Below are 26118 nucleotides of genomic sequence, written 5' to 3'. Positions count from 1 at the left end.
TTTCCCTGAAATTAGAAAATTTTTATATATAAGCCTCAAACGTCCATTATTTCTAACGATACATATTGAGATCATCTGACTTAGTGGTTACTACAAAATTTTTACTGCACAATTTCACAACGACGTACTGATTAATTTACATTCAAACAAAAACTTACTCTATTCGTTATCGCCGTAGATCGACAATGAGCCAATATAGTTATCAAACTTTGTATACTCACCCAAAAAGCTTAAACGCACACTACCGATCGGACCATTACGCTGCTTACCGATAATAATTTCAGCGGTACCTTTATCTGGAGAGTCCGGGTTATAGACCTGATCTCGATAAATAAACAAGATAACGTCCGCATCTTGCTCAATCGCTCCCGACTCACGCAAGTCAGACATAACAGGACGTTTATTCGGACGTTGCTCCAACGAGCGATTTAACTGTGACAAAGCAATTACAGGGCAGCCCAACTCTTTCGCCAACCCCTTCATACTTCGAGAAATCTCTGAAATCTCGGTCGCACGATTTTCACCACCGGAATTACCTGCCATCAGTTGCAAGTAATCGATGATGATCAAACCTAACTTACCACACTGACGTGACAAACGGCGGGAACGAGCCCGTAATTCGATTGAACTTAATGCGGGTGTCTCATCAATATAAAACTGCGCTTCATTCATCTTTTGAATCGCGTAAGTTAGGCGCGGCCAGTCTTCATCAATCAATCGTCCTGTACGCAATCGATGTTGGTCCAATTTGCCAACCGAACCTAACATACGCATTGCTAATTGCGCACCACCCATTTCCATCGAAAATACAGCGACCGGCAAACCGCTATCAATCGCCACGTTCTCACCAATATTGATCGAAAATGCGGTCTTACCCATCGATGGACGACCTGCAACAATAATCAAATCGCCTGGCTGCAATCCAGAAGTCATGCGATCCAGATCGACGAATCCAGTCGGTACACCGGTAATGTCACTGGTGTGATCACGGTTATATAGTTCATCAATACGTTCAACAACTTGCGTAAGCAGAGGTTGAATCGCTTGAAAGCCTTGAGCACCACGTGCGCCTTCTTCTGCAATGGCAAAAATTTTCGCTTCCGCTTCATCCAACATTTGCTTGACTTCTTTGCCTTGCGGATTCAAAGCTTGCCCTGCAATTTCATCCGCAGCCGTAATCAATTTACGCAGCACGCCACGATCACGCACAATCTCAGCATATCGACGAATATTGGCTGCCGAAGGCGTATTCTGTGCCAATGCATTCAGGTAGGTCAAACCTCCCGCGTCATCGGCTTTTCCGGCAGCGTTTAAATAATCAAACACTGTAATCACGTCTGCCGGACGTGATGAGTTAATGAGTTTCACGATCGCTTGAAAAATCAAGCGATGATCAAAGCGATAAAAATCTTCTTCACTGATAAAGTCGGCAATCCTGTCCCATGCAGCATTATCCAACAGCAAACCACCCAAGACAGATTGCTCTGCTTCGATAGAATGAGGTGGAACGCGGAGTGAGTCTAATTGAGGATCGGGTGCTTGTTTCATGGTGCGCATTATACCTTTTTATTCGAACGCAAAAAGAGAAGAAGTGTGACAAGCCTTTGATTCAAAACTGTGACTTTTTAGAGTAGATAATGGATACATAAGTTATTTTAACAACATCAATCTACCCATAAAAAAAGCCGGGAAATCCCGGCTTTTTTTGTTCTCGAAAGAACTTAATTATGCTTGTTCGCCCAATACTGCAACGATCACGTCCACTACTACGTCTGTGTGTAATGCCACAGAAACAGAATGGTCGCCCGTTGTTTTCAAAGGACCTGCTGGCAAACGAACTTGCGCTTTCTCAACTGCGAAGCCTTGTTTTGTCAACGCTTCAGCGATGTCGAAGTTTGTTACAGAACCAAACAAACGACCATCAACACCCGCTTTTTGAGAAATTTGAACTGTCAAACCGTTCAATTTTTCGCCTTGTGCTTGCGCTTCAGCCAATTTAGCTGCAGCTGCTTTTTCCAATTCAGCACGTTTCGCTTCGAATTCAGCGATCGCTGCTGCAGTTGCACGACGAGCGATACGTTGTGGGATCAAGAAGTTACGAGCGTAACCGTCTTTAACACGAACTACATCACCCAAGTTGCCGAGATTAACGACTTTATCCATCAAAATAACTTGCATTTTTTTCTCCTAATTTCTATCTGCGTTATTCGATGAATTACGCTGTGTGCAAATCAGTGTATGGCAACAACGCTAAATAGCGTGCGCGCTTCACTGCTGTGTCAACTTGACGTTGATACAAAGCTTTAGTGCCAGTCAAACGTGCAGGCATAATTTTGCCGTTTTCTTGGATGAAGTCTTTCAATGTATCGATGTCTTTATAGTCAACTGCAGCTACATGACCTGCTGAGAAGCGGCAGAATTTTTTACGCTTGAACAAAGGATTTTGTTGCTGACGCTTTTGTTTCAATTTGCTTTTATCAAATTTTTTACCGAATGCCATTTTTGGCTCCTAATCTAGTAAATTTGTTTCGCTTTCAGCGACGTCAAACTCAGTCACATGAAAAACGATACTTTTGCTGTTGCGGTTCTTACGTGCTAAGAATCCTGTAAAACACATTGGCACACCAAGTTCAATATCCAAGAATCGTTTCGAAATTTCCCCTGCGGCTATCGCAGATATCTCAAACTCAACTTGGCGCTGGCCGCCTGCTTGCTCTTGCTTAGAGTTATGCACCAGAGTAGCTGTGGCGATTGGTATTCCCCCTGGGGTATAACGCAACACCGATTTTTCAACTATCGAGGCGACTACTTTAAGTTGATTCACAAGCTCTTTTTGCCTTTACGATCTGCCTTTACAGTTCTTACACGCTCTTAGTCAAAATTATTAAGCTGCTGGCGCTTCAACGCGTTGTGCCTTAGCAGAATCTTCTTTCTGCACAGACTTCATCATTGGAGAAGGAGCTGTTTCTGCTTTTTTCATTTTCACTGTGAGGTGACGCAAAACGGCATCATTAAATTTGAATGCTGTCTCCAACTCAAGCAAAGTTTCAGCGTCGCACTCAATGTTCATGCAAACATAATGAGCTTTAGCCAATTTTTGAATCATGTAAGCCAATTGACGACGGCCCCAATCTTCAACGCGGTGAACTTGGCCACCACGTGTTGTTACAGTAGCTTTGTAACGTTCGATCATTGCAGGCACTTGCTCGCTTTGATCGGGATGTACGATAAATACGATTTCATAATGACGCATAATTTCTCCTTGTGGACAAAAAATATAGCCTGCCTCGGCGTCAAGACGAGTGCAGGAAGAGGACAGCCCACGATGATAACTGGTTTTCACAATTTAATCAATCACTTAAGCCAATTTCCAATAATGGCAACTTTCAAGTTGAGCAAAAAGTGATTTGATCCTGAAACAAATGCGACAAATATAAGAAAAAAGCTGATGTTTACTTGCATTTATGCATGCACTGTATAAAAATACAGTCTGCTTATATATACAGCCTATTTACCAAAAGGCCACAACATCATGCTCAAGCTCACCGCACGCCAAGAACAAATCTTAACTCTGATTAAAGATGCTATTCAAAACACCGGATTCCCCCCCACTCGCGCTGAAATCGCCAACGAACTAGGATTCCGCTCGACCAATGCCGCAGAGGAACATTTACAAGCGCTTGCACGCAAAGGCGTGATCGAGATTTCAGCAGGAACCTCACGCGGCATCAGACTCTTAGACTCCGAACTATCCAACCATATGCCGAGCATGCAAATGGCCTTGCCTCACCCAGCACTCATGCAGTTAAGTTTACCTTTAGTTGGCCGTGTTGCTGCAGGTTCACCGATCTTGGCGACTGAGCATGTAGAAGCGACATACAATGTGGATCCATCCTTATTTTCCGCCAAACCTGACTTCCTACTAAAAGTTCGAGGTCTTTCCATGCGTGACATCGGTATTATGGATGGTGATCTTCTAGCAGTAAAGAAAACAGACAGCGCACGAAATGGTCAAATCGTGGTTGCACGTATCGGTGAGGAAGTCACGGTAAAGCGCTACATGAAAACTTCACAAGGTATTGAATTGCTTCCTGAAAATCCAGACTTCTCGCCAATCATCATTAACGAGAATGAGCCGGAGTTCGCACTCGAAGGTCTTGCCGTCGGGCTATTGCGTAGCTGGTAATCGACACCGTCAAATTTCAAAAAATAAAAAGCCCAAATTAAAAAAGCCCGAATCGATCGGGCTTTTTTTGACCTCAACTTAAGCATCGAAATCAAGATTGATATCAGACCAAGTGACGAAGATCCTTTCACAAGAATCTTCGCAGACTCACTATCTTAATTCTAGTGCTTAATTGTAGAAGTGTCCGTCGCTGCCTCTGCCTTAGCAACCGCTGGCACTGCCATTTCTTCTTCAGTCAATGCAACAGGCTGACGCTCCAAAGCAATTTCCAGAACTTTGTCAATCCAACGCACTGGGATGATTTCCAACTTGTTCTTCACGTTATCAGGGATTTCTGTTAAATCTTTCGCATTTTCCTCAGGGATTAACACAGTCTTGATTCCACCACGGTGTGCTGCCAATAATTTTTCTTTCAAACCACCAATCGGCAATACCTCTCCTCGCAGAGTAATCTCTCCGGTCATGGCGACATCAGCACGCACGGGAATTCCAGTAAAAATAGAAACAAGAGCAGTCGTCATCGCAATACCAGCAGAAGGCCCATCCTTTGGCGTCGCACCTTCAGGTACGTGAATATGCACATCTGTTTTTTCGAAGATGTCTGCCTTTATTCCCAAACGCGCAGCACGACTACGAACAACCGTACGAGCAGCCTCAATCGATTCCTTCATCACATCGCCAAGAGTACCGGTGCGAATTGTTCCGCCTTTACCTGGCATCGATACGGCTTCGATTGTCAATAGATCGCCACCAACCTCGGTCCAAGCCAAACCCACAACTTGCCCAACTTGGTTCTCTTTTGTGGCGACGCCAAAATCATAGCGACGCACGCCCAAATATTTATCCAAGTTTTTCGCAGTGATAGTGGCTTTCTTCTCGTTCTTTTTGAGAAGCAGCATCTTCACTACCTTACGGCAAATTTTTGATACTTCTCGCTCTAAAGAACGCACACCAGCTTCACGCGTGTAATAACGAATGATGTCGCGAATCGCGGATTCAGAAACGTTAATTTCTTCTTCCTTCAAACCATTATTCTTGATTTGCTTCGGCAATAAATACCGTTGTGCGATACTCGCTTTTTCATCCTCGGTGTAGCCAGAGAGGCGTATCACTTCCATACGATCCAATAACGGCGCTGGGATATTGTAAGAGTTCGATGTCGCCACGAACATCACATCAGACAAATCAAAGTCGACTTCGATATAGTGATCTGAGAATGTGTGATTTTGTTCTGGATCCAATACCTCTAACAACGCAGACGACGGATCACCACGGAAGTCCGCTCCCATCTTATCGACCTCATCCAACAAGAATAGAGGATTACGTACACCAACCTTAGACAAACTTTGCAAAATCTTGCCTGGCATAGAGCCGATGTAGGTACGGCGATGACCGCGAATTTCAGCTTCATCACGCACACCACCTAAAGCCATACGCACAAATTTACGATTTGTCGCTTTCGCGATCGATTGCCCCAAGGAGGTCTTACCTACACCAGGTGGGCCGACTAAGCATAGAATCGGCGCCTTCAGTTTGTCGACTCGTTGTTGTACCGCCAAATACTCAAGAATTCGTTCTTTGACTTTATCCAGCCCATAATGATCATCGCTCAAGACTTTCTCGGCATTACTCAAGTCATTGTTCACCTTAGATTTTTTCTTCCAAGGTAGATTCACGATGGTATCGATGTAATTACGAACTACAGTTGCCTCGGCAGACATAGGCGACATCATCTTGAGTTTTTTCAACTCATTCATCGCCTTATCGCGCGCTTCTTTTGGCATCTTAGCGGCCGTAATTTTCTTCTCAAGCTCATCGATGTCAGCACCCTCTTCACCTTCACCGAGTTCTTTCTGAATCGCTTTCACTTGCTCGTTCAAATAATACTCGCGTTGAGACTTCTCCATTTGACGTTTAACGCGACCACGAATACGTTTTTCAACCTGAAGAATATCTAATTCCCCCTCAAGCTGCCCCAGCAAATGTTCAAGACGTTTAGCAACACTAAATATTTCAAGGATTACCTGCTTTTGTTCCAATTTCAAAGGTAAATGCGCGGCAATCGTATCCGCAAGGCGGCCTGCATCATCAATCCCAGATAAGGATGCCAAGATTTCAGGTGGGATTTTCTTATTCAATTTCACGTACTGATCGAACTGCTGAACGATAGCTCGACGCATTGCTTCCACTTCTGACTCATCACCACCGTCCATCGCAATTGGTGTTAAATCTGCTACAAAATGCGACTCAGAATCAATAATCTTGTGTATGCGTGCTCGCTGAGCCCCCTCCACAAGCACTTTAACCGTACCATCAGGCAGCTTTAACATTTGCAAGATATTGGCGATACAACCGATTTCATATATATCGTCAGCTGATGGCTCATCTTTCGCAGCGGCTTTTTGCGCAGCGAGCATTATGCTCTTACCTTGCTCCATCGCGGCTTCAAGTGCCTTGATAGATTTAGGACGACCGACAAACAATGGGATCACCATGTGCGGGAATACCACGACATCACGCAAAGGCAATAGTGGTAGTTCTGTACGTTCAGTAATTATGGAAGTTGTCATGGCGCACCTTTTTAAATAAATACATTCAATAACTAGATTGGCGCACTAGGCTAAAACTCAAGCCCGTCATCCGAAAAAAACAATAAAAAAAGCCACACAGAGTCTTTCTCCCCGCGTAGCTTTTCGATTGAAGCTAAATATCTCTATTGTTTCAATAAATTGTACTGCTTATTTTTTAAAAGTAAGAGAAAAAAAACAGAATTCTTATCAATGAGAGTGCAATTCAAACTTTTACAAGTCAAGCGCCCGCAACCTTTGGCTGTTCGTTGTAAATCAACAAAGGCTTACCGCCATTGTTGATCGTATTCTCATCAATAACAACTTTAGAAACATTCTTTTCACTTGGCAACTCAAACATAATATCAAGGAGTGCGTATTCCAAAATTGAACGAAGACCACGCGCGCCAGTCTTCCTTGCTATAGCCTTCTTCGCAATTGCTTGCAACGCTGAAGGCCGAATCTCAAGTTCACAACCTTCCATCTCAAGTAATTTTGAATATTGCTTTATCAGAGCATTTTTCGGTTCAACAAGAATTTGAGTCAATGCAGTCTCATCTAACTCCATCAGAGTAGCAATAACAGGTAGGCGTCCGACTAATTCAGGAATAATTCCAAATTTGATCAAATCTTGAGGCTCTGCATCCAATATCACCTCATTCGCACTCCTTTGGCTCTCACTTTTCACACTTGCGCCAAATCCAATTCCACCTTTTTCTGAACGATCTGAAATAATCTTTGCCAAGCCATCGAACGCGCCGCCACAAATAAACATGATATTTGTCGTATCAATCTGAATAAAGTCTTGATTCGGATGTTTTCGACCACCCTGTGGCGGTACCGACGCCATGGTTCCCTCTATCAACTTCAGCAAAGCTTGTTGCACACCCTCGCCAGACACATCGCGTGTTATCGATGGGTTTTCTGCTTTTCGGGAGATTTTATCAATTTCATCAATATAAACAATTCCCTTTTGCGCTCGCTCCACTTCATAATTGCAATTTTGCAATAATTTTTGGATGATATTTTCCACATCTTCGCCGACATACCCTGCCTCGGTAAGCGTTGTCGCATCAGCAATAACAAATGGCACATTCAACATGCGCGCTAAAGTTTGTGCAAGTAAAGTTTTACCCGATCCAGTAGGTCCAACCAAAAGTATATTGCTTTTCGCTAACTCGACATCATCTTTCTTACCGAGATGTTTAAGTCGTTTGTAATGATTATAAACAGCGACGGCTAATATTCGCTTTGCCTTATCTTGCCCAATCACGTACTGATCAAGTAACTCGGTTATTTCAACTGGTGTTGGCAGATCACTCTTCGACGACGCGATCGGCTCCAAAGCGTTCATTTCATCGCGAATAATATCGTTGCATAAATCAATACATTCGTCACAGATGAAAACAGATGGCCCTGCGATAAGTTTTTTTACTTCATGCTGGCTTTTACCGCAAAATGAGCAGTACAGTAATTTTTCACTTGAGGAACTTTTTTTATCTGACATAATACTTTTCAATAAACTCAACGAAGGCGCTAATAGACACTATATTACTGCAAAAAAACCGACATTCGCAGCTTTACCTTACATAAAAAAACGTTTTTCATTCTTTTCACGCAGATTCGAATTGATTCAAGAAACAAAAAACGCCCGCACCTGTCGGCTGCGGGCGTTTCATTTAAACCCTCAAGTCAATTCTAAACGCGATGTGTCAACACTTTATCAATCAGACCATATTCAGCGGCAGCGTTTGCAGACATAAAATTGTCGCGATCTGTATCTCTTGCAATTTGCTCAACAGTTTGACCCGTCTTTTCTGACAAGATACCGTTTAATCGTTCACGCAAATATAAAATTTCACGTGCTTGGATTTCGATATCAGATGCTTGTCCTTGGGCGCCGCCCAACGGTTGATGGATCATAATTCGAGAATTCGGCAATGAGAAACGCTTCCCTTTTGCACCAGCAGCCAAAAGAAATGCACCCATCGATGCAGCCAAGCCTGTACATAATGTAGAGACATCAGGCTTAATAAACTGCATCGTATCGAAAATCGCCATACCGGCAGAGACAGATCCACCTGGCGAATTGATATAAAGAGAAATATCTTTATCGGGGTTTTCACTCTCTAAGAACAACAATTGCGCAACAATCAGATTCGCCGCCTGATCATTCACTGGGCCGACCAAGAAAATGACGCGTTCTTTTAACAAGCGAGAATAGATGTCGTAGGCACGCTCACCGCGCCCACTTTGCTCAACAACCATTGGCACCATGCCAAGCATATTAGTTTCGAAACCAGAGTTATGAATGATGCCTGCCATGTATTTTCCTATCTTATTGTGTCGCGTTATTGCCCATTAACTCATCAAATGGCAAAATTAAATCGGTCACTTTTGCCTGACCCAACACATAGTTAACGACGTTTTCTTCTAATACAAGTGCTTCCACTTCAGCTAAACGATTACGATCACTATAGTAGTACTTCACTACTTGCTGTGGATCTTCGTAGCTTTGGGCAAAGTCCTCAACCTGCGCTTTAATTTGTTCGGCTGTTGCCTGCAATTGGTTTGTTTTTACCAATTCAGCCAAAATCAAACCTAAACGAACACGCCGTTCAGCTTGAGTCGTGAACAGCTCTGTAGGAAACGGAACGCCTTGAACATTCATTCCACGCTGAGCCATATCTTGACGAGTCATCTCAGCCAAACGCTCTGCATCTTGATCAATCAAAGTTTTAGGCGCATCAAATTCAACGGCCTTAACCAAAGCATCCATGACACTATCCTTGGTTTTCGCCTTCACGCGACCCTTAACTTCACGCTCCAAATTTTCCTTAATGTCCTTACGCATTTTGGCAAGATCACCATCTTCCACGCCCAACATTTTGGCGAACTCAGCATCCACCTCTGGCAAATGAGCCCATTCCAACTTCGTCAATGTGACTGTAAACTCTGCAGTCTTACCTGCCACATCTTTGCTATGATAATCTTCCGGGAATGCCAACGGAAATACTTTCGACTCCCCTACTTTCAAGCCCAAGGTCGCCGCCTCAAACTCTGGCAACATACGACCTTCACCCATTACAAAGGCGAAAGCCTCAGCTTTACCACCAGCAAACTCAACTCCATCGATAGTTCCTGTAAAGTCGACAGTTGCACGATCACCGTTCTGCGCAGACTGATCTGTGCCACCATCACCGTGCTCGCCCTGCTCACCTTTTACGTGAAAATGCACACGCTGCTTACGCAAAATATCAATAGTTTTATCGATCTCAGCATCGGTCACATCAGTTTTAACTTGCGTTACCTCAACTCCAGATAGATCACCAACGACCACTTCAGGATAGACTTCAAAAGTGGCATCAAAAGTAAAATAATTATCTGAGTAACTTTTCTTAGGTTCAATACGTGGATAGCCAGCAACGCGCAGATTGTTTTCCTTTACTGCCTCGCTAAATGCAATTCCAACTTTTTCATTGAGAACTTCGTTTTCAACTTGATACCCATATTGAGCCGCGACCATTTTCATCGGCACTTTACCAGGACGGAAGCCAGGCGCCTTTGCTGAACGAGCGCGCACTTTCAAACGTTTCTCAATTTCCGGCTGCATTTCTGAAATCGGAAATGTCAGCGTAATACGGCGTTCTAATTTTTCTAAAGTTTCGACTGCAGTTGCCATGAAAATCGTCCAAATATAAAGAGTCTGTGGTGCGAGGAGGGGGACTCGAACCCCCACACCATTGCTGGCGTCAGGACCTAAACCTGGTGCGTCTACCAATTTCGCCATCCTCGCGGGATGAAAACACCTTCCGGTAGAAAAACCGGCACAAAAGCAAAGGGCGACTGCAATAACATTGTCGCCCATCACTTGTGCTGTGGCATTTCAACTTCAACCAGCTATTCTACTAGATTTTAACCAAAGTTGTCTTCAATTTTTTGTATTGAATTGGAAACTTCTGATTTTTCTCCGCTTTTGCACTGGAAAAAACTAACAAGCGGAAACGAACCATGCCTTACTCATCCTTTACTATTAATGGAACAATCTAGTTCAACTTCCACTTAATTCGTACAACACTTAGTTTGAGAATGCAGGTTTCTTAATTCGAAACCATGCGGCATACAAAGCTGGCAAGAACAATAAAGTCAACGCTGTTGCAATAATCAGCCCACCCATAATTGCGACAGCCATTGGTCCCCAGAAGACTGAACGGGACAATGGAATCATCGCAAGAACTGCTGCGGCAGCTGTTAAAATAATCGGCCTAAAGCGCCTTACCGCAGCCTCCACAATCGCATCCCAAGCTGGGACGCCCGATGCGCGATCCTGTTCTATCTGATCAATCAAAATGACCGAATTCCGAATAATCATTCCAAACAATGCGATAACGCCAAGTTGAGCGACAAAGCCAAACGGACGCTGCAATAACAGCAATGCCATCGCGGCCCCAGCAACACCCAAAGGTCCAGTCAAGAAAACCAACACAGCACGAGAAAAACTATGTAGTTGTAACATCAAGAGCGTAAAAATGATAAAGATCACGAGTGGAACATTTGCAGCGATCGATTCCTGTGCCTTTCCGCTATCCGCGGCCGCACCAGCCAATTCAATTTTATATCCAGGCAACAACGACGCTCGGATAGCATCAAGCTTAGGATTAATTTGCGCTGATACTGTCGGTCCCTGAATGCCATCCACAACGTCAGATTGCACAGTCACGGCCCATTCACGCCCCTCACGCCAAACAACTCCAGGTTCCCACGCCAAAGAAACTTTCGCAACCTGCGATAAAGGTACCGTTTTTCCACTCGCAGTAGGAATATTCGCATCACTCAATGCTTGAATGGTTGAACGCTCGCTCACTGGCTGGCGCACGACGATATCAATTAATTTGTTTGACTCCCTAAACTGCCCCACTGTGGTGCCGGTCAAGATCGTATTTGCCGCACGCATTACCATTTGTGAAGTCACTCCGAGTGCACGCAATTTATCCTGATCTAGATCAATCCGCACAGTCTTTACTGACTCATTCCAGTTATCGTTGACCCCTATCGCGTTCGGATTTGCCCGCATCACTGCCTTAACACGATCCGCAATCTCTCGAACTTTCTCAACTTCCAATCCAGTCACTCTAAATTGCACTGGATAAGGAACTGGAGGTCCGTTCGGAAGTAATTTCACCCTTCCGCGCACTTCTGGAAAGTCTTCTTTAAACGCTTGATTAATTTTCAACCGCAAAAATTCCCGTGCTTTCAAATCTTTCGGCAACACAACGATTTGCGTCACATTCGTTTGCGGAAAAATCTGATCTAACGGTAAGTAGAAACGGGGGCTACCAGTCCCAACATAGCTAGTGACGCTCTCGACACCAGGCTGCTTTTGAATAAAACTCTCAAATTTCTTTGCTTGCGCTTCGGTCGCTGCAAACGAAGATCCCTCAGGTAACCATAGCTCAACCATCAACTCTGGTCGACTTGAATCCGGGAAAAATTGTTGCTCAATAAACTTAAATCCAAATACCCCCAAAGCGAATACGCCCATAGTGATCGCGATCGTTGTTTTTCTCCAAGTGACGCACCAATTAACCAAAGAACGGAACCGCGTATAAAACGGAGTATCAAATAACTCATGATGTCCATCCGCACCTGCATGGGGTTTGACATGCAGGAGCAAATACCCCAAGTAAGGCGTAAATAATACTGCCGCCAACCAAGAAATGAGCAGTGCTAAGGCGTTCACAGAAAACATCGAGAACGTATACTCGCCCGCCGCTGATTCGGCGAGACCGATAGGCAAAAATCCAGCCGCAGTAATTAAAGTACCAGTTAACATTGGCATTGCAGTTGAGCTGTATGCAAATGTAGCGGCATCAAAACGCGAGAATCCTTCCTCCATTTTTCGCACCATCATTTCAACCGCAATAATGGCGTCGTCAACCAAAAGTCCTAAAGCAATAATCAAAGCGCCAAGCGAAATTTTATGCAAATCAATATTGAAAATACGCATAAATAGAAAAGTGACAGCCAGCACCAATGGAATCGTCAAACCCACAACCAAACCAGGCCAGATGTCGAGTCGCCATGGCTTGGTATGCAAACCCAATGACAAAAAGCTTACAGCAAGAACAATCACCACAGCTTCAATCAGTGTATTCACAAACTCGCCAACAGAAGACGCAACAATTTTCGGTTGATCGGACACACGTTCAAGTTGAATCCCAACCGGTAATTTAGCTTTGATTGTTGCGACCTCAGCCTGCAGATGTTTACCCAATTCAATGATGTTTCCACCCTTTTCCATTGAGATTCCTAGCCCAATGACCTCTTTGCCATTGAAACGCATTTTGTCCCCGGGGGGATTTTTGTATTCCCGCTTAACTTGCGCAAAATCGCCCAACCGAAAAGTCGTACCATTGGCGCGCAATTGCAAATTCTCGAGATCTTTAACCGATAGCAAAGCGCCTGAAATACGTACTTGCAAATTGTTCGACGAGGTCGTCAGCACGCCACTCGCCTCTATTTGATTTTGCGAGTTAATTTGCGAAACGATGGATTCAAAAGGCACCCCTAGCTGCGAGAACTTCTTTTGTGAAAATTCGATATTAATTTTTTCTTCTTGCACGCCAAACATTTCAACTTTGGCCACCTTCGGGATACGCAAAAATTGCTGGCGAATAAAATCCGCATATTCCCGCATCTCCTCATAATTAAAGCCATCCGCAGAAATCGCAAATATTGAGCCGTAGGTGTCACCAAATTCATCGTTAAAAAATGGGCCAACCACTCCAGAAGGTAAAGTCCCTTTAATATCTCCAATCTTCTTCCGAACCTGATACCAAGTTTGCGATGTTTCCTTGGGCGGAGTCGATTCACGCAATTGCAAAATAATCAGCGTTTCTCCGGGCTTAGAATAGCTACGAATCTTGTCTACATAAGGTGCTTCCTGCAGTTTCTTCTCGAGCTTATCCGTCACCTGTTCTGCCATCTGCAATGCTGTCGCACCAGGCCAAACAGCCCGAACAACCATCGCACGGAAAGTGAATGGTGGATCTTCATCTTGACCGAGGCGAGCAAAACTAAAAATCCCCCCAAGCAAAAGTGCAACCATTAAGTATCGAGTCAAGGGAATATGTTCGAGTGCCCATCGGGATAAATTGAATCCACCTTCTTTTTTCAATTCGCCACTCATTTTGCTGCTCCTGATGCAGCCGATGTTGCCGCAGAAGCTGCTCCCGTCGAAGGATTGGACGCTTGATTTGACTCAACACCTAAAATCGTTACGCGTTGCCCTGGCTTCAACAAATTAACACCAGCAGTCACCACAGTTTGTCCTGCAACAACACCTGATGCAAGCAAAACATCTTCACCTTGACTAGATGCAAGCTGCACTGGAACTGACTTCACGACACCGGATTCAACAACCCAAACAGAATTTTGGCTTTTATCCTGAAACAAAGCAGTGATTGGCAAGCGAATCATATTATTTGGATTTTTCATCCCAAAAACGACCATAGCCGTCATACCCAAGCGAACGTCTTTCACGCTCGCCGGCAGTATTATTTTGGCGGTAAATGTTCGAGTCGCCTGGTCGGCTATCGGCGACAATTCGCGTAATTTTCCTTGCAAAACCTCTTTTGGATTTGCCCACAAACTCACTTTCACATCCGACATTTGCCGAATTGAATTAATCTTATCTTCTGGAATCCCGACAATGACTTCCAATTCATCAGTTTTAGCCAGTCTAACAACTGGCGCGCCAGCCGCAACAACTTGTCCAATTTCTGCCTCAATCGCAGTAACAACGCCATCGACATCAGCAGTCAAACTCGCATAACCCGCTTGATTCGATTGATTCGATAGGCTGGCCTTTGCTTGCTCATAGCTTGCTTGGGCGGCTTTGAATGCAGTCACTTTGGCATCTAAAACGGCCTGTGCGACAAAATTCTTATCCCGCAATTCTTGATATCGCTTCAATTCCGCTTGCGCCAAATCGCGATTACTCTCTGCAGCCGTCAAGCCTGCACGAGCTTGGGTCTGTCCTAGCAATAAATCTTGCGGATCCAATTGCATCAAAACTTGCCCGCGCTTGACAACGGTTCCTAGCTCGACTTTGCGAGCAATGATCTTACCGGGCACTCGAAAGCCCAGCCTAGATTCAACACGAGCCCTCACTTCACCTGAAAATTCGGCAGTCACTTCACTGCCTTCGAGCTGCGCTTGAACTGCACGAACTGGCCGAACATCCTCAGTTTTCTCAAGTTTCTTTGAACAACCAACCAGCAACCCTAAACCGAATACAGTCAGGAACGCTAAGCGGTAACTTGTTTTCTTTAAAATCAACGACCGAACAGAAGTCAGACTGTGTGATTGCGATAATTGGATAGACACTTGATTATTTCCTTTACGATTCCATCACTAAACAATGTAAGGCTGTAAGTCCAGATAGCGAATAAAGCAATCAACATTCTATCCTGACAACCATATAAAACAGCACGACGAGTAATCTATGCAATTTTGATGCAACAAAATTCATAGAAGATAAATGAAGCAAACTATGGCCACTAACACTTAAACAAATGAAAACAACATTCTATTATGATCACACAAAAACAGACTTTTTCACTTTTGAATTTGCTAACGCCAATATAATAAATGACTCATGAGTTATTTATTATAATAAGGAATCTTTTCGTTGCCAATGACTTTTGAGTCATTTATTTTGTCTGAGATTATATGAGTGTTGATCACTATGAAAATTTTCCCGTCGCTTCGTGGCTTATCCCCTCGCATCTGAGGCCAGCAATTCGAGTGATCTACGCGTTTGCCCGCAGCGCAGATGACATCGCGGACGAAGGAGCTGCCGAACCTTCCGAGAGGCTCGTTGCCTTAGCGAATTACGAAGAAGAATTGCATAAAATTCAAAGTAAAAAAGGAACAACAATTCCTCTTTTTAAAGATCTTGAGCAAATTATTTCGAAACATCAATTGTCGTTCCAACCGTTTCTCGATCTGATTTCTGCGTTTAAGCAAGATGTAATACAAGTGCGATATCGTGATTTTGACGAATTGCTTGATTATTGTGCCCGTTCCGCGAATCCGGTCGGACAAATCATGCTTCAACTCTATCAAGCCGACAATTCGAAGAACCGAGAAAATTCCAATCGCATATGCACAGCATTGCAGCTCATTAACTTTTGGCAAGATATTGCTATTGACTGGGATAAATCCCGCATTTACCTACCACAAGATGATATGCGACATTTTGGCATCGATGACGCCTTCATCGCAAAAGGAATTTTGAATGAACAATGGCAGCGATTAATGCAATTCGAAATCAGCCGAGCCCGTGCAATGATCTTAGAAGGCAGTCCTCTTTGCCATCAACTACCTGGAAGAATTGGCTTCGAACTCCGACTCGTGATTCAAGGCGGGCTGCGCATCTTGGAAAAAATTGAAGCAAGGGGAATGGATGTATTTAGACACCGTCCCATCATTCAAAAATTGGATGGCCCAATAATGTTTTGGCGTGCAATTCGAATGTCCAGTTAAAGCCAGCAACGAGCGAGCGAAACGATGCCCAATAACGAACTAGTTCGAGCCTATCAAGATGTGCAAAATCGCGCCAAACTTGTCATGCATCGACTTCCTGGATTGCTAACTCCAATGGATAGCGAACAGAGTATCGCGTCAAAAGCCTATGCCTTACTTTGTCAATTTGGGCTGCCTAACACTTGGTACTATGATTGCCCAGCATTGGTTTTAGCTGGACAAAGGAGTTGTTTATCCATCTCGGGTCGTCAATATAAACCATCGACAGAACCCATCGGCGGGAAAAACTTGATCAGTGTTGACTTGAGTCCTTGTGTCGACGACATCTGGGGCGACTTCTCCCGAAGTTTTGCGTTTGAATTCGGAACCTATGTCGAACATCCCAAAACACGTGAATATCAAAATGGTTTGCAATTCCAAGCTCAATTGCATCGTGAAATGCAAGCTTGGCTCACACCTGACGTCAGCTTTCACACGCTATATCAGTGGGCAAACTTACGGATCAGGCAAAGTGGTTTTGTAAATTTAGATTTTCGCAGCAACGTTGGGCATAGTCTCGAGGCAAATCGCGAAAGTCGGCAATTTATCCAAGCGAACAATCACAATTTATTATCAAGCGTCAATTTCTTTAGTTTTGAACCATTTATTCGTCTAAAAGGGGGGCAATGGGGATTTAAGCACGAAGATATTTTCTATTTTAACGACAGTAAACAATTGATATGTCTGTAAAAAAAGCCGGGGTTAACCCGGCTTTTTACTTGCAATTAAATTCAATCAGGCTGCGACACAGGTAACTGCGATACTGCTTGCTGGTGCAGGAGTCAATATGGATGCCTTCGCCTTGCCATTTGCCACAGTACATTTTTGTCCCAAAGGTTGTGTCGTCACTTGAACGTCGTAATTTTCACCATCCGACAAACTAAAATTGAAGGTGTAGACACCATCAGCCAATAAAGTACGAGAATCGGTCGTACCATCTGGCAAGGTATTGCTCAAAATAACGTATGTACCAGACTTCAAGCCCGACAGAGTCCCGCCGACTGGGATACCGGCCGCGCAACTAACCGCAATATTGCTAGGCGGATTAGACAAGACTGCGGTTCCAGTCGCATTTTGGATTTTACAAACTTGGCCAACCGGAGGTATGGCTACTTTTGCGACATACTCTTTATTGTTCACAACATAAGTTTGAAATGAAAAAACTCCATCTGCAGTCAATGCAGTTTGTGCCACATTATTCAGGCTCAACGTCAAAGTTTGCCCTGTCGTCAAGCCGGTCAACGATCCCGCAACAGGAACATTAGGAACACAATTAACAGCAATGTTGGTAACCGGAGCCTCACTAGTCATGGTTCCCGAGCCGTTTGTCACTGTACAATTAACTGGATTTGGTTGCTGCCCAACAGTAATCGAATAAGCCCCGTTGCTCGCAACGCGAAAAGAGAAACTGCCATCTGCAGACAAAGACTGTGTATAGCCAGCACCATTCACCAAAACCAAATAACTACCTGTTGATGTTAGACCTTTGACCGTTCCACCAACTGTGGTGTAAACAAATCCGCCGCAGCCTACTAAAACGGCAACTAACAAAGCGCTCAACGCCACCACTTTTTTATTCAATGTCATCAAAATAAACCTACCTTTAAAACGCGCGGAATGGGAAACTGATTAGCAACCTGTCGCTGGAACCTATCAATCGAGCTGGCATTGTACAACAAGCCCAGCAGAGTTTTTATCACTATATTGTAAGAAAGTTTGTAGCACTTTCTAAACTTTACTCGAAACCAGTTTGTACTTATGTGCACAGTCAGTTAGGATTACGCCTTAATTGTTTGCACAGAAACTCAAAACCAGCATGTCCCCTGACGAATATTGCCAAGAAAAAGCCGCGCAAAGTGGCTCCAGTTTTTATTACAGTTTCCTTTTTTTACCGCAAGGGAAGCGCCAAGCGATCACCGCACTTTACGCATTTTGCCGCGAAGTTGATGATGTCGTAGATGATTGTACCGACGAAACTGTCGCCCGCAACAAGTTGATCTGGTGGCGTCAAGAAATTCAATCGATGCTGAAAGCGAACCCGACTCATCCCGTCACCAAAGCACTTTTACCACATATACAACGCTTCCAAATTGAGGGAGCCCATCTGTTGGCTGTGATTGATGGTATGGAAATGGATTTGAACCAAAATAGATACTTGGATTTTATTGGACTGCAAAAATACTGTTGGCACGTTGCTGGTGTCGTTGGAATTATGTCGGCAAGTATTTTTGGCATTCAAAATCCACAGACAAAACGATTTGCCGAAAAATTAGGCTTAGCATTTCAAATGACCAACATCATTCGTGATGTTGGCGAGGATGCGCGAAAGGGAAGAATTTACTTACCAGTCAATGAGCTCCAACAGTTTAATGTGCCGGCTAGCGATTTACTCAATGCCCGTCATAGTGATGCGTTTGTTGCTTTAATGCAGTTTCAATATGAACGCACACAGCAATTGTACGCGGAAGCTTTTGCGCTCTTACCAGCAGAGGATCGGCGTTCACAGCGAACCGGATTAATCATGGCATCGATCTACCAAGCCTTACTCGAAGAAATTAAGCACGATCAATTTCAAGTCTTAAAGCAACGAATTTCTCTGACACCGATTCGTAAGCTTTGGCTAGCTTGGAAAACCTACGTACGTGGCTAAGCAACACTCCCGTCAGATCGCGGTTATTGGCGCTGGATGGGCGGGTTGCGCTGCTGCCGTGCGACTAAGCCAACTTGGTCATCGGATCAACTTGATTGAGAGCGCAAACCAACTAGGTGGACGAGCGCGAAGTATCGATTTACATGATATGCAAATTGACAATGGTCAACACATCATGTTGGGCGCCTATTCAGCTTGCTTAAGTTTAATGAAAGAACTAAAGCTTGATCTTGGCAAGTCGATGTTGCGCTTACCATTACAAATGGTTTATCCCAAGCAAACTGGCATGCGTTTTATCGCGCCGCGTCTCCCTGCTCCGCTGCATCTGTTGGCTGCGCTCTGGAACGCCGAGGGGCTCAGCGGCGAAGACAAATTATCACTTGCACGATTTTCTACCTCGGCTCGATGGATGGATTGGAAGCTGAACCATGATTGCTCTGTAAGTGAACTGTTGGCCATCCACGAACAAACCCAAAACCTTTGTACCTTACTTTGGAATCCCTTGTGTCTAGCGGCACTAAACACGCCTCCGGAGCGTGCATCTGCACAGATTTTCCTGAACGTCCTGCGAGACAGTTTAGGCGCAAAACGTGCCGCCTCGGATATGCTGATTCCCAAAGTAGATCTTAGCAATCTCATTCCAAACGCGGCCGCGCGCCACATTGAAACACACGGAGGCAAGGTGACGACTGGCGTCACTGTGCGCGCGATATCACCAGGTAACTCGATGCGTTGGACATTACCCGATCTCAATCGAAAAATCGGCGAGGTCCTTGAGTTTGATGAATTAATTATTGCTACCAATTTCCATCAAAGCCGCCGTCTATTAGCGGGCGTCCAAAGTCAACAGATTAAGACCGACTATGACAGAACTGTCGATACATCCTTACGGTTTGAATCGATCACAACCTGTTACTTACAGTACGCGCCTACATTCCGATTGAATCGAGCATTCTTCGCGCTCATTGATCGCCCAGATATCGGGCACTGGGGTCAATTCGTTTTTGATCGCAGCTATTTGCAAGTTGCGCAAGCAGGCCTTATTGCCGTGGTCATCAGTGCATCGGATTCAGCGCAAAGCCTGACGCAATCCGAACTCAGTCATGCCATCGCTGCCCAACTCGCCTCGGAATTTAATAACGTAGAATTACTTGAGTTTCAATGGTCAAAAGTCATACATGAAAAACGCGCGACATTTTCCTGTCTCCCCAATTTGCAGCGCCCCTCAAATCAAACATCGATTCCGGGAATATATATCGCCGGTGACTATACGACAGGTGACTATCCTGCAACCTTAGAAGCTGCTGTAAGAAGCGGCAAAAAAGCCGCTGATTTGATTCGTCAAAGTTTGTTAAATTCAGACACCGCATGCTGAGGACTAATCGCTCAAAATTAATACGACCTTGGAGTTCACACAAACATCTTAGTATCCTAACGGCCAAGACCATTATCTTAATTTTTATGCGGAGTATCTTATGCGTTCAATCGTCGCCTTCATTTTCACGCTAGTTTTAACCGCTTGCAAAACGGTCACCGTTGAAGAGTCGATGTTTATACGGCCTGACCACATTGCGCCTTATGCCAATAAACAGGTATTCAACGAATTAAAACTGCGCGAAAACTTACCCTACGCAAAACTCAATGAATTGCAAGTACTCGTTCCCAATGGCCATTCTTTGCAAGGACTTTTTGTGCAACAAGAGAACGCAAGCGTGACACTTTTATATTTTGGCGGAAATCGATCACACATCGATGACGCGGCGCACCAATTGGCCGCTCAGGTGGGGAATTGCCCAATCAATTTTATGATGTTCGACTATCGTGGATACGGGCGTACTCAAGGGGAGCCCAATACCGAAAATCTAAAAGAAGATGCACTCCGAATTTTTGACTTTGCGCGGGCAAAAACAAGTGGAAAACTGATTGTTCATGGGCACTCATTGGGAAGCTTTATGACTGCCTATATTGCGCAAAAACGAACAGTCGATGGCATTATTTTAGAAACAACAGCATCCACTGTCGAAGATGTGCTGAGTTTACGAACGCCGTGGTACGCGAAACCATTTATACGCTTTGACATCGTACCGAGCTTGGCGCAAATCGACAATACGATAGCTGTTAATGAATTCCAAGGAAAGAGCTTAGTGATCACTGGTGAAAATGATCAAACGACGCCTGCACCGCTTGGTCTCAAAGTGTTCAATACAATTGGTAGCAAGGAAAAAAGACACGTTTTGGTAAAGGAAGGTGGCCACAACAATCTCTTACAAAGAACAGAAGTGAAAACTGCATACTGCGAATTCGTACGCCAATTCAACTAAACCACAAAAACGAATTGTTGATGGAGCGGTATCATTACTCCAAAATACCGCCCCTATGCCAAATACTCCTGTACTTTTAACACACAATTACTGATAAAAAACAACAGACATTTCAATCAAGTTTTCGCATCGTATTCACATCGACGTGCGGCCATGTAATCGGCGTCTTCTGCGGATCATTCGATCGCGGAAATACTAAATTTACAGTCTGGGTATACTGCAGTTGCATGAAACTTGCATCACCATCTTGCACCTCTTCTATCCAAAAAATGCAATCCATGCTCACAGCATTCACGTTGTTTTGTATAAATGGGATATTCAAAATACCCCCAGTTGCATTATTTGTCGATAGCACCAAAGTCGTGACTTTATTCAGAATCTGATTTTTGACTGCATCAGACAGAACGGAGTTAGGATTGGATTGATTAAATTCAGGAAATTGAGGTACGGTAAACTGCGGTCCTTCCGCGTAACCTAAATTTCCGCCAATCGGGGCGATTGACGCTGTGCCGAATGGAATGCTGACAGGACCATCATCGTTGACAAATGCATTGCCAAGCGCCAAAACAGAATTTCCATGTGGAATGATCGACAAACGCCCGATGTCAAAGCCACCATTCAAATTGGGTATATTGAGAAACATACCCGTCTCTTTATGAATCTCGCTGCCTTTTGGAAACCCCCGTTGAGCACAAAAGTCGGTTGCACAGTCACTCGTAATCGTTTGTTCATAAATCAAACCAGTGATCACTTGATCTTGCTGCACTCCTCCAACTACAGGCCCGCGATTACCTGCAACAATGACTGCTGCTTGAAATCGCAGTGTTTCTAAATAAGGAATGACTTCCAAACAAAAGCCCTGATCATTTTGCTCACTAGGAAACGTAGCCGGCACCGCAATCACGTTCCAGCCAGCGCCCGACTGGCTCTGCCAAGTTCCCACTAGTCCTGCCAATGGTCCTAAGGCCGTAGCCGTGCTTGGATTGTCTTCACTCAAGACTTGTACACGAAAAGGTAAATTGTCTAGGTCAATCGCATTCGATAACATAGCTTAACTCCCAATATGGATTAAGAAACTAAAGAAAGTAAAAAAACAAAAATTTACTTCGTCTGAAAAACATCACAAAGGAACATACTCGAAGCTCGGTCCAGCCATCTTTCCATTCGGCGTCGGAATCTGCATCAATTCCATCGCCTTATATTTCAAGTCATACATCAAAGGAATGGCTTGCCTTAAACTTTCCGGTTTGCCATTACATGCATCATGCAATTGATTGAGTAACTGCATATAAGTACGATTGAAAGCAAATGTTTTGGTCCAAATTTCTGAGCCCTTTTCGTAGTCACCCATTTTCGGATTATCTTGCATGTCGTAAACCGCATTCCAATCGATCTCGACAGCAGGTCCAGTTGGCGGCGCATTTGCTTTATCTGTCGGCAAATAGCGGCGCCCTGCTTGCAGTTCTTTATATTTAAAAAAATGGGCGTATTCGATCTCCTCACCAAAAAATCTGTGATCGCTATCCATAATCGTTCCATTGATTCCTTCGCCCTGACCGATAATTTCGTTGATCGCCAAGATCGCGTCATCAAGGCAAGTTACGGCTAGCAATTTTCCGCCACCACCGTAGTAATGTTGCGCACTTATTTGGCGTTGGACATCACCAGTGAAAATGCCGCCTGGTGTTATGTGATCCAAATACCGCAACGCATGTTTGATAGCAGAATAAAACTGACCTATTGTCGCGTAATGATCGGCTTCAGGCGGCGCACCTTCTGGTGCAGGATGCTCAATTTGTAAAAAAGTATCCACAGTCGCAGGTGAAAATTTTCCTAGAGATACAAGAAAAGCATCGTCACTATGAGGCAAATAGGTAGGATATTTAGGAATGAAATCAGGTGTATTCATCGCTGGTGCTCCACCAATGGCGTTGAGAATGTTCGCGGCAAGAATCATATGCAGCATTTCTTCCATCACGACACTTTGTATGGTCTGCATGGCAAAAGTATTGCTACCACTTTTTAGGGAATACAGTGCGCATAAGTATGGCGGTATTGTCGAATGTTCTAGTTCGACAGCGGTCTGCAAATGTTCACGCAAGGACTCAATCGTCGTAATTGTTCCTGCGAATTCACGCGGCAAATCAACTGCCAACAATTGATGGCGTTTGTGATGATTATGCGATTGGAAAATCGATTGACTCATACAGTCTCCGAAAGATGTTGAAGAATATTTTCGGCCGCCATAAATGTAAGCGCCGTCATTGTCAGAGTTGGATTAGAAGTTCCCAGTGTTGGCATGTTTCCACAACCAACTAAATATAAATTTGGGTGATCCCAAGTTTGTTGCGTCGGCTTGACGACAGAGCTAGAAGGATCGTTACCCATACGATGCGTACCGACAATATGTCCAGCACCTCGGAAGGTATACCCTCGCCCCTCCCATATCACATAATCAGCATCACTTGGCTTGTACTCGGTGTAATCCTCGATTCGATTCGCAGCAAAAATCTGATCTGATACGGTTTTCGCCGCTTCAAATGACTTGCGCATATATGCGGAGGCATCATAATGAATAACTGGTCGATAGTTATCGAGCTGGTCTTTATAACGAGGATCAATCGTCATCCGATTAGATTGCTCAGGGGCTTGTTCACATTCAAAGTGCAATAATGCCTGGCGTGTTACCCGATCATTAATAAAATCACGTAATTGTTGGCCAAATAGATTGCGGTTCAATGCATTCTGTACATCGGTGCCTGGAGCAAAAGTTGGCCAAGACCAACCCCAATTATCTAGCGGAGATATCCAAGCAGCAAAATCTTTGCGAAACTCACCATCGCGAAAAGTTGGAATATATGTGGTGCACCCAGGCCCGCGGTATGGATAGACTTTTTCTGGGAACAAACCCCACGTTAACAATACCAAGTGATCCATCAAATTTCGCCCAACTTGGTCGCTAGAATTGGCAGCATTGGATGCCAACAAGATTTTGGCATTTTCAAGGGCACTCGCGGCTAAGACATATAACTTTCCGTTCGCAATTTCAGTTTGATACCTCGGCGAATCGCCGTGCTCGTACCGTTTGTAAACGATTCCTGTTATTTCCTTAGAATTGCCGTCGACAATCAATTCTGAAGCAACCGCCTGCGTACGAATTTCCAAGTTAGAAAAATCGGATTTTTTAAGTGTTTTTAAGGCATTGTATTTTGCTTGCACAGGGCAAATCGGCACGCAACTGGCGTTGCCCTCGCATCGTTCTCCGCTGTATGGACTCCAAACTGATCCCGTCACTTGGTACATCACTCTACTCGACTGCAGCACTAATTTTTGCGATGACACATCCCATGTCACATTCGAAAATCGGTAGCGTAAATTTGGATCAGAATTACGGCCTTGTGGCATACTTACACACGTAATGTTGTACTGCTTTCCCTTAAGTATCACAGACAAATTTTCAGTGTTCTGCATCCAAATTTTATCTTGATAGCTCTGTGGGATTTTATGCATCGGAAACACATAGTTTGGGCCATAATTGCTGCGATTCATATCTGGTCCGAGCTGTGCGTCGACATCACCAGACACGCCAATTTCATTCTCCGCCATTTCGTAATAAGGCATGAGGTCTTGATAGCTGATTGGCCAATCGACGCCTTGTCCATATAGACTCTGCATACGAAAATCATTCGGCAACATACGCGGCACGTTACCTAACCAATGTAATGTCGTCCCGCCAGCACCACGTAGGCAATCACTTGCGAATGGGAGTGGTCCCATCTGCACCAGATAGCCAGAGTCGTACGGTGTTTGCGCTTTAATTTCTAGAACGTCTGGCGATTCCGCGTCCTTGATGTCTGGATAAGGTCCGTTAGTCGCCTTATTCGCCTTGCTATAAAAGGTTTGTAAATACTGTTGGTAATTGTTGTAGGCGCGTTCTGGATTCAGAGCGATACCGGCCTCCAATCCAGCCTCTAACATCAGTACGGATTTACCCGCTTGTGTCAACGTCTTTGCGAGAACAGCTCCAGCAATGCCAGTTCCCACGATGACGACGTCGTAATTTTTATTCATTCTATTTTCATCCTTTCGCAACGTTGTGAATGCTGTTTTACCGAACAATGTCCTTATGTTCGAATGGGTGGCATTGCCCAAGACCCAAAACCTGGTTGTTTGGCTCCTGGAGGGTGTGTATTCGCAGCTGTCCACATCAATCCTTGCACATACGCTTCAGGACTTATATTGCGCACCTCCTGCAAATTGGCATCGGGACTATTTACAGTCGGCCCCCATTGGCCGGAATACCACATATAAATAATGTTTTTCGCCAGACCTAAATAACTTGAATCAGGCATCAACAAATTAGCAATCTGTGTTTCTCGCGTGGATACATCTGTCTCAGACAAAATTTCAGCAGAGGCCTGTAGGAACAACCCCAAGTTCTCCTTTGTTGTTCCCTCCTGTACGGTGGCGAAATACGTTTCCAACATCCCAGTACCAAGTAGCTCGGCAGAATTAAATCCGGTCAGCTCTACCGAAATTTGCAAAAAAATTTCTTGATCGTTACCCATTGTTGACATGAATGTCTCCTCACCTTCAGCGATTACTGGCTATTCACACTTACTCATTCCTTTGAAGATCTATTCGGCACCTTTCAACACAAGGCGTCTTATGTCGACAAACGCACCCATTTCTCTTCCAAATAAATAAGAATCATTTGTACTTTTTTTTGGGGTTCTCCCAAACGCTACTTCTCAGAAATAAAGCGAGAGCAAGCAATAACAAAATGATTAGCAAAGAAATTAGCAA

At 44.3% G+C, this 26118-nt stretch carries 22 protein-coding genes and 1 tRNA gene; 6 read left to right on the top strand and 17 right to left on the bottom strand.

The features are described from left to right. Positions 1-159 precede the first annotated feature (159 nt). The 5 genes from KDM90_RS09810 to rpsF all read right to left on the bottom strand — a co-directional run bounded on the left by KDM90_RS09810 (position 160) and on the right by rpsF (position 3253). Positions 160-1548: a replicative DNA helicase gene (locus tag KDM90_RS09810; RefSeq protein WP_438947431.1), complete on the bottom strand. Its 1389-nt coding sequence runs from the start codon at positions 1546-1548 to the stop codon at positions 160-162. Positions 1549-1725: 177 nt separating this feature from the next. Continuing rightward, positions 1726-2178, bottom strand: coding sequence for a 50S ribosomal protein L9 (gene rplI / locus KDM90_RS09805; RefSeq protein WP_212675401.1), 453 nt, complete (start codon positions 2176-2178; stop codon positions 1726-1728). A gap of 37 nt (positions 2179-2215) precedes the next feature. Continuing rightward, positions 2216-2500 (bottom strand): 30S ribosomal protein S18, encoded by a 285-nt coding sequence (gene rpsR / locus KDM90_RS09800; protein ID WP_186889822.1) that lies wholly within the window; start codon positions 2498-2500, stop codon positions 2216-2218. Positions 2501-2509: 9 nt separating this feature from the next. Continuing rightward, the gene (gene priB / locus KDM90_RS09795; RefSeq protein ID WP_212675400.1) at positions 2510-2824 is read right to left on the bottom strand and encodes a primosomal replication protein N; all 315 of its coding nucleotides are present in this window, start codon (positions 2822-2824) and stop codon (positions 2510-2512) included. Positions 2825-2884: 60 nt separating this feature from the next. Further along, entirely contained in the window at positions 2885-3253 is a 369-nt protein-coding gene (rpsF, locus tag KDM90_RS09790) for a 30S ribosomal protein S6 (protein ID WP_186917837.1), read from the bottom strand. A gap of 279 nt (positions 3254-3532) precedes the next feature. Between rpsF and lexA the strand changes: the two genes are divergently transcribed. Then, positions 3533-4186 carry a transcriptional repressor LexA gene (gene lexA / locus KDM90_RS09785; protein ID WP_212675399.1) on the top strand — a complete coding sequence of 218 codons (654 nt, stop codon included), beginning with the start codon at positions 3533-3535 and terminating at the stop codon, positions 4184-4186. Between the two features lie 161 nt (positions 4187-4347). On the opposite strand, the gene lon is transcribed toward lexA, so the two are convergent. The 7 genes from lon to KDM90_RS09750 all read right to left on the bottom strand — a co-directional run bounded on the left by lon (position 4348) and on the right by KDM90_RS09750 (position 15141). Continuing rightward, positions 4348-6756 carry an endopeptidase La gene (lon, locus tag KDM90_RS09780; RefSeq protein ID WP_212675398.1) on the bottom strand — a complete coding sequence of 803 codons (2409 nt, stop codon included), beginning with the start codon at positions 6754-6756 and terminating at the stop codon, positions 4348-4350. A gap of 238 nt (positions 6757-6994) precedes the next feature. Beyond that, complete coding sequence (gene clpX / locus KDM90_RS09775; RefSeq protein ID WP_212675397.1) at positions 6995-8260, bottom strand: ATP-dependent Clp protease ATP-binding subunit ClpX; 1266 nt, start codon at positions 8258-8260, stop codon at positions 6995-6997. 191 nt (positions 8261-8451) lie between these two features. After that, positions 8452-9078 (bottom strand): ATP-dependent Clp endopeptidase proteolytic subunit ClpP, encoded by a 627-nt coding sequence (gene clpP / locus KDM90_RS09770; RefSeq protein WP_329605317.1) that lies wholly within the window; start codon positions 9076-9078, stop codon positions 8452-8454. A gap of 13 nt (positions 9079-9091) precedes the next feature. After that, complete coding sequence (gene tig, locus KDM90_RS09765; protein ID WP_212675396.1) at positions 9092-10435, bottom strand: trigger factor; 1344 nt, start codon at positions 10433-10435, stop codon at positions 9092-9094. Positions 10436-10462: 27 nt separating this feature from the next. Beyond that, positions 10463-10549, bottom strand: a tRNA-Leu gene (locus tag KDM90_RS09760). Between the two features lie 282 nt (positions 10550-10831). Next, positions 10832-13942, bottom strand: coding sequence for an efflux RND transporter permease subunit (locus KDM90_RS09755; RefSeq protein WP_212675395.1), 3111 nt, complete (start codon positions 13940-13942; stop codon positions 10832-10834). Then, a complete protein-coding gene (locus tag KDM90_RS09750) occupies positions 13939-15141 on the bottom strand; it encodes an efflux RND transporter periplasmic adaptor subunit (protein WP_329605316.1) in 1203 nt (400 codons plus the stop codon). Before KDM90_RS09750 ends, KDM90_RS09755 begins: the two co-directional genes overlap by 4 nt. Positions 15142-15486: 345 nt before the next feature. On the opposite strand from KDM90_RS09750, the gene hpnC reads away from it, so the two are divergent. Next, positions 15487-16302 (top strand): squalene synthase HpnC, encoded by an 816-nt coding sequence (gene hpnC / locus KDM90_RS09745; protein WP_212675394.1) that lies wholly within the window; start codon positions 15487-15489, stop codon positions 16300-16302. Positions 16303-16326: 24 nt separating this feature from the next. Further along, entirely contained in the window at positions 16327-17031 is a 705-nt protein-coding gene (locus tag KDM90_RS09740) for a M24 family metallopeptidase (protein WP_212675393.1), read from the top strand. 45 nt (positions 17032-17076) lie between these two features. Here the strand turns inward: KDM90_RS09740 and KDM90_RS09735 are convergent, their stop codons facing one another. Next, the gene (locus tag KDM90_RS09735) at positions 17077-17928 is read right to left on the bottom strand and encodes a hypothetical protein (protein ID WP_212675392.1); all 852 of its coding nucleotides are present in this window, start codon (positions 17926-17928) and stop codon (positions 17077-17079) included. Between the two features lie 229 nt (positions 17929-18157). On the opposite strand from KDM90_RS09735, the gene hpnD reads away from it, so the two are divergent. From hpnD to KDM90_RS09720, 3 genes are all read left to right on the top strand, one after another. Further along, on the top strand, positions 18158-18991 hold the full coding sequence (gene hpnD, locus KDM90_RS09730; protein WP_212675391.1) for a presqualene diphosphate synthase HpnD: 834 nt from the start codon (positions 18158-18160) through the stop codon (positions 18989-18991). After that, entirely contained in the window at positions 18984-20366 is a 1383-nt protein-coding gene (gene hpnE, locus KDM90_RS09725; RefSeq protein WP_329605315.1) for a hydroxysqualene dehydroxylase HpnE, read from the top strand. Before hpnD ends, hpnE begins: the two co-directional genes overlap by 8 nt. A 100-nt stretch (positions 20367-20466) precedes the next feature. Beyond that, on the top strand, positions 20467-21312 hold the full coding sequence (locus tag KDM90_RS09720) for an alpha/beta hydrolase (protein WP_212675390.1): 846 nt from the start codon (positions 20467-20469) through the stop codon (positions 21310-21312). Positions 21313-21424: 112 nt separating this feature from the next. Here KDM90_RS09720 and KDM90_RS09715 read toward each other — a convergent pair whose 3' ends face one another. From KDM90_RS09715 to KDM90_RS09700, 4 genes are all read right to left on the bottom strand, one after another. Next, complete coding sequence (locus KDM90_RS09715; protein WP_212675389.1) at positions 21425-22360, bottom strand: heme-binding protein; 936 nt, start codon at positions 22358-22360, stop codon at positions 21425-21427. Positions 22361-22432: 72 nt separating this feature from the next. Continuing rightward, positions 22433-23518 carry a ferritin-like domain-containing protein gene (locus KDM90_RS09710; RefSeq protein WP_212675388.1) on the bottom strand — a complete coding sequence of 362 codons (1086 nt, stop codon included), beginning with the start codon at positions 23516-23518 and terminating at the stop codon, positions 22433-22435. Beyond that, positions 23515-25383: a GMC family oxidoreductase gene (locus KDM90_RS09705; protein ID WP_212675387.1), complete on the bottom strand. Its 1869-nt coding sequence runs from the start codon at positions 25381-25383 to the stop codon at positions 23515-23517. The genes KDM90_RS09710 and KDM90_RS09705 overlap by 4 nt, the downstream gene beginning before the upstream one ends. Before the next feature lie 53 nt (positions 25384-25436). Beyond that, positions 25437-25889: a hypothetical protein gene (locus KDM90_RS09700; protein WP_212675386.1), complete on the bottom strand. Its 453-nt coding sequence runs from the start codon at positions 25887-25889 to the stop codon at positions 25437-25439. Positions 25890-26118: the final 229 nt, after the last annotated feature.

Source organism: Affinundibacterium fentianense (genome assembly GCF_018139545.1).
GTDB classification, from domain to species: Bacteria; Pseudomonadota; Gammaproteobacteria; order Burkholderiales; family Burkholderiaceae_D; genus Undibacterium; species Undibacterium fentianense.
Note: the sequence above shows the minus strand (reverse complement) of the source record. Positions and strands in the feature narration are given on the sequence as shown.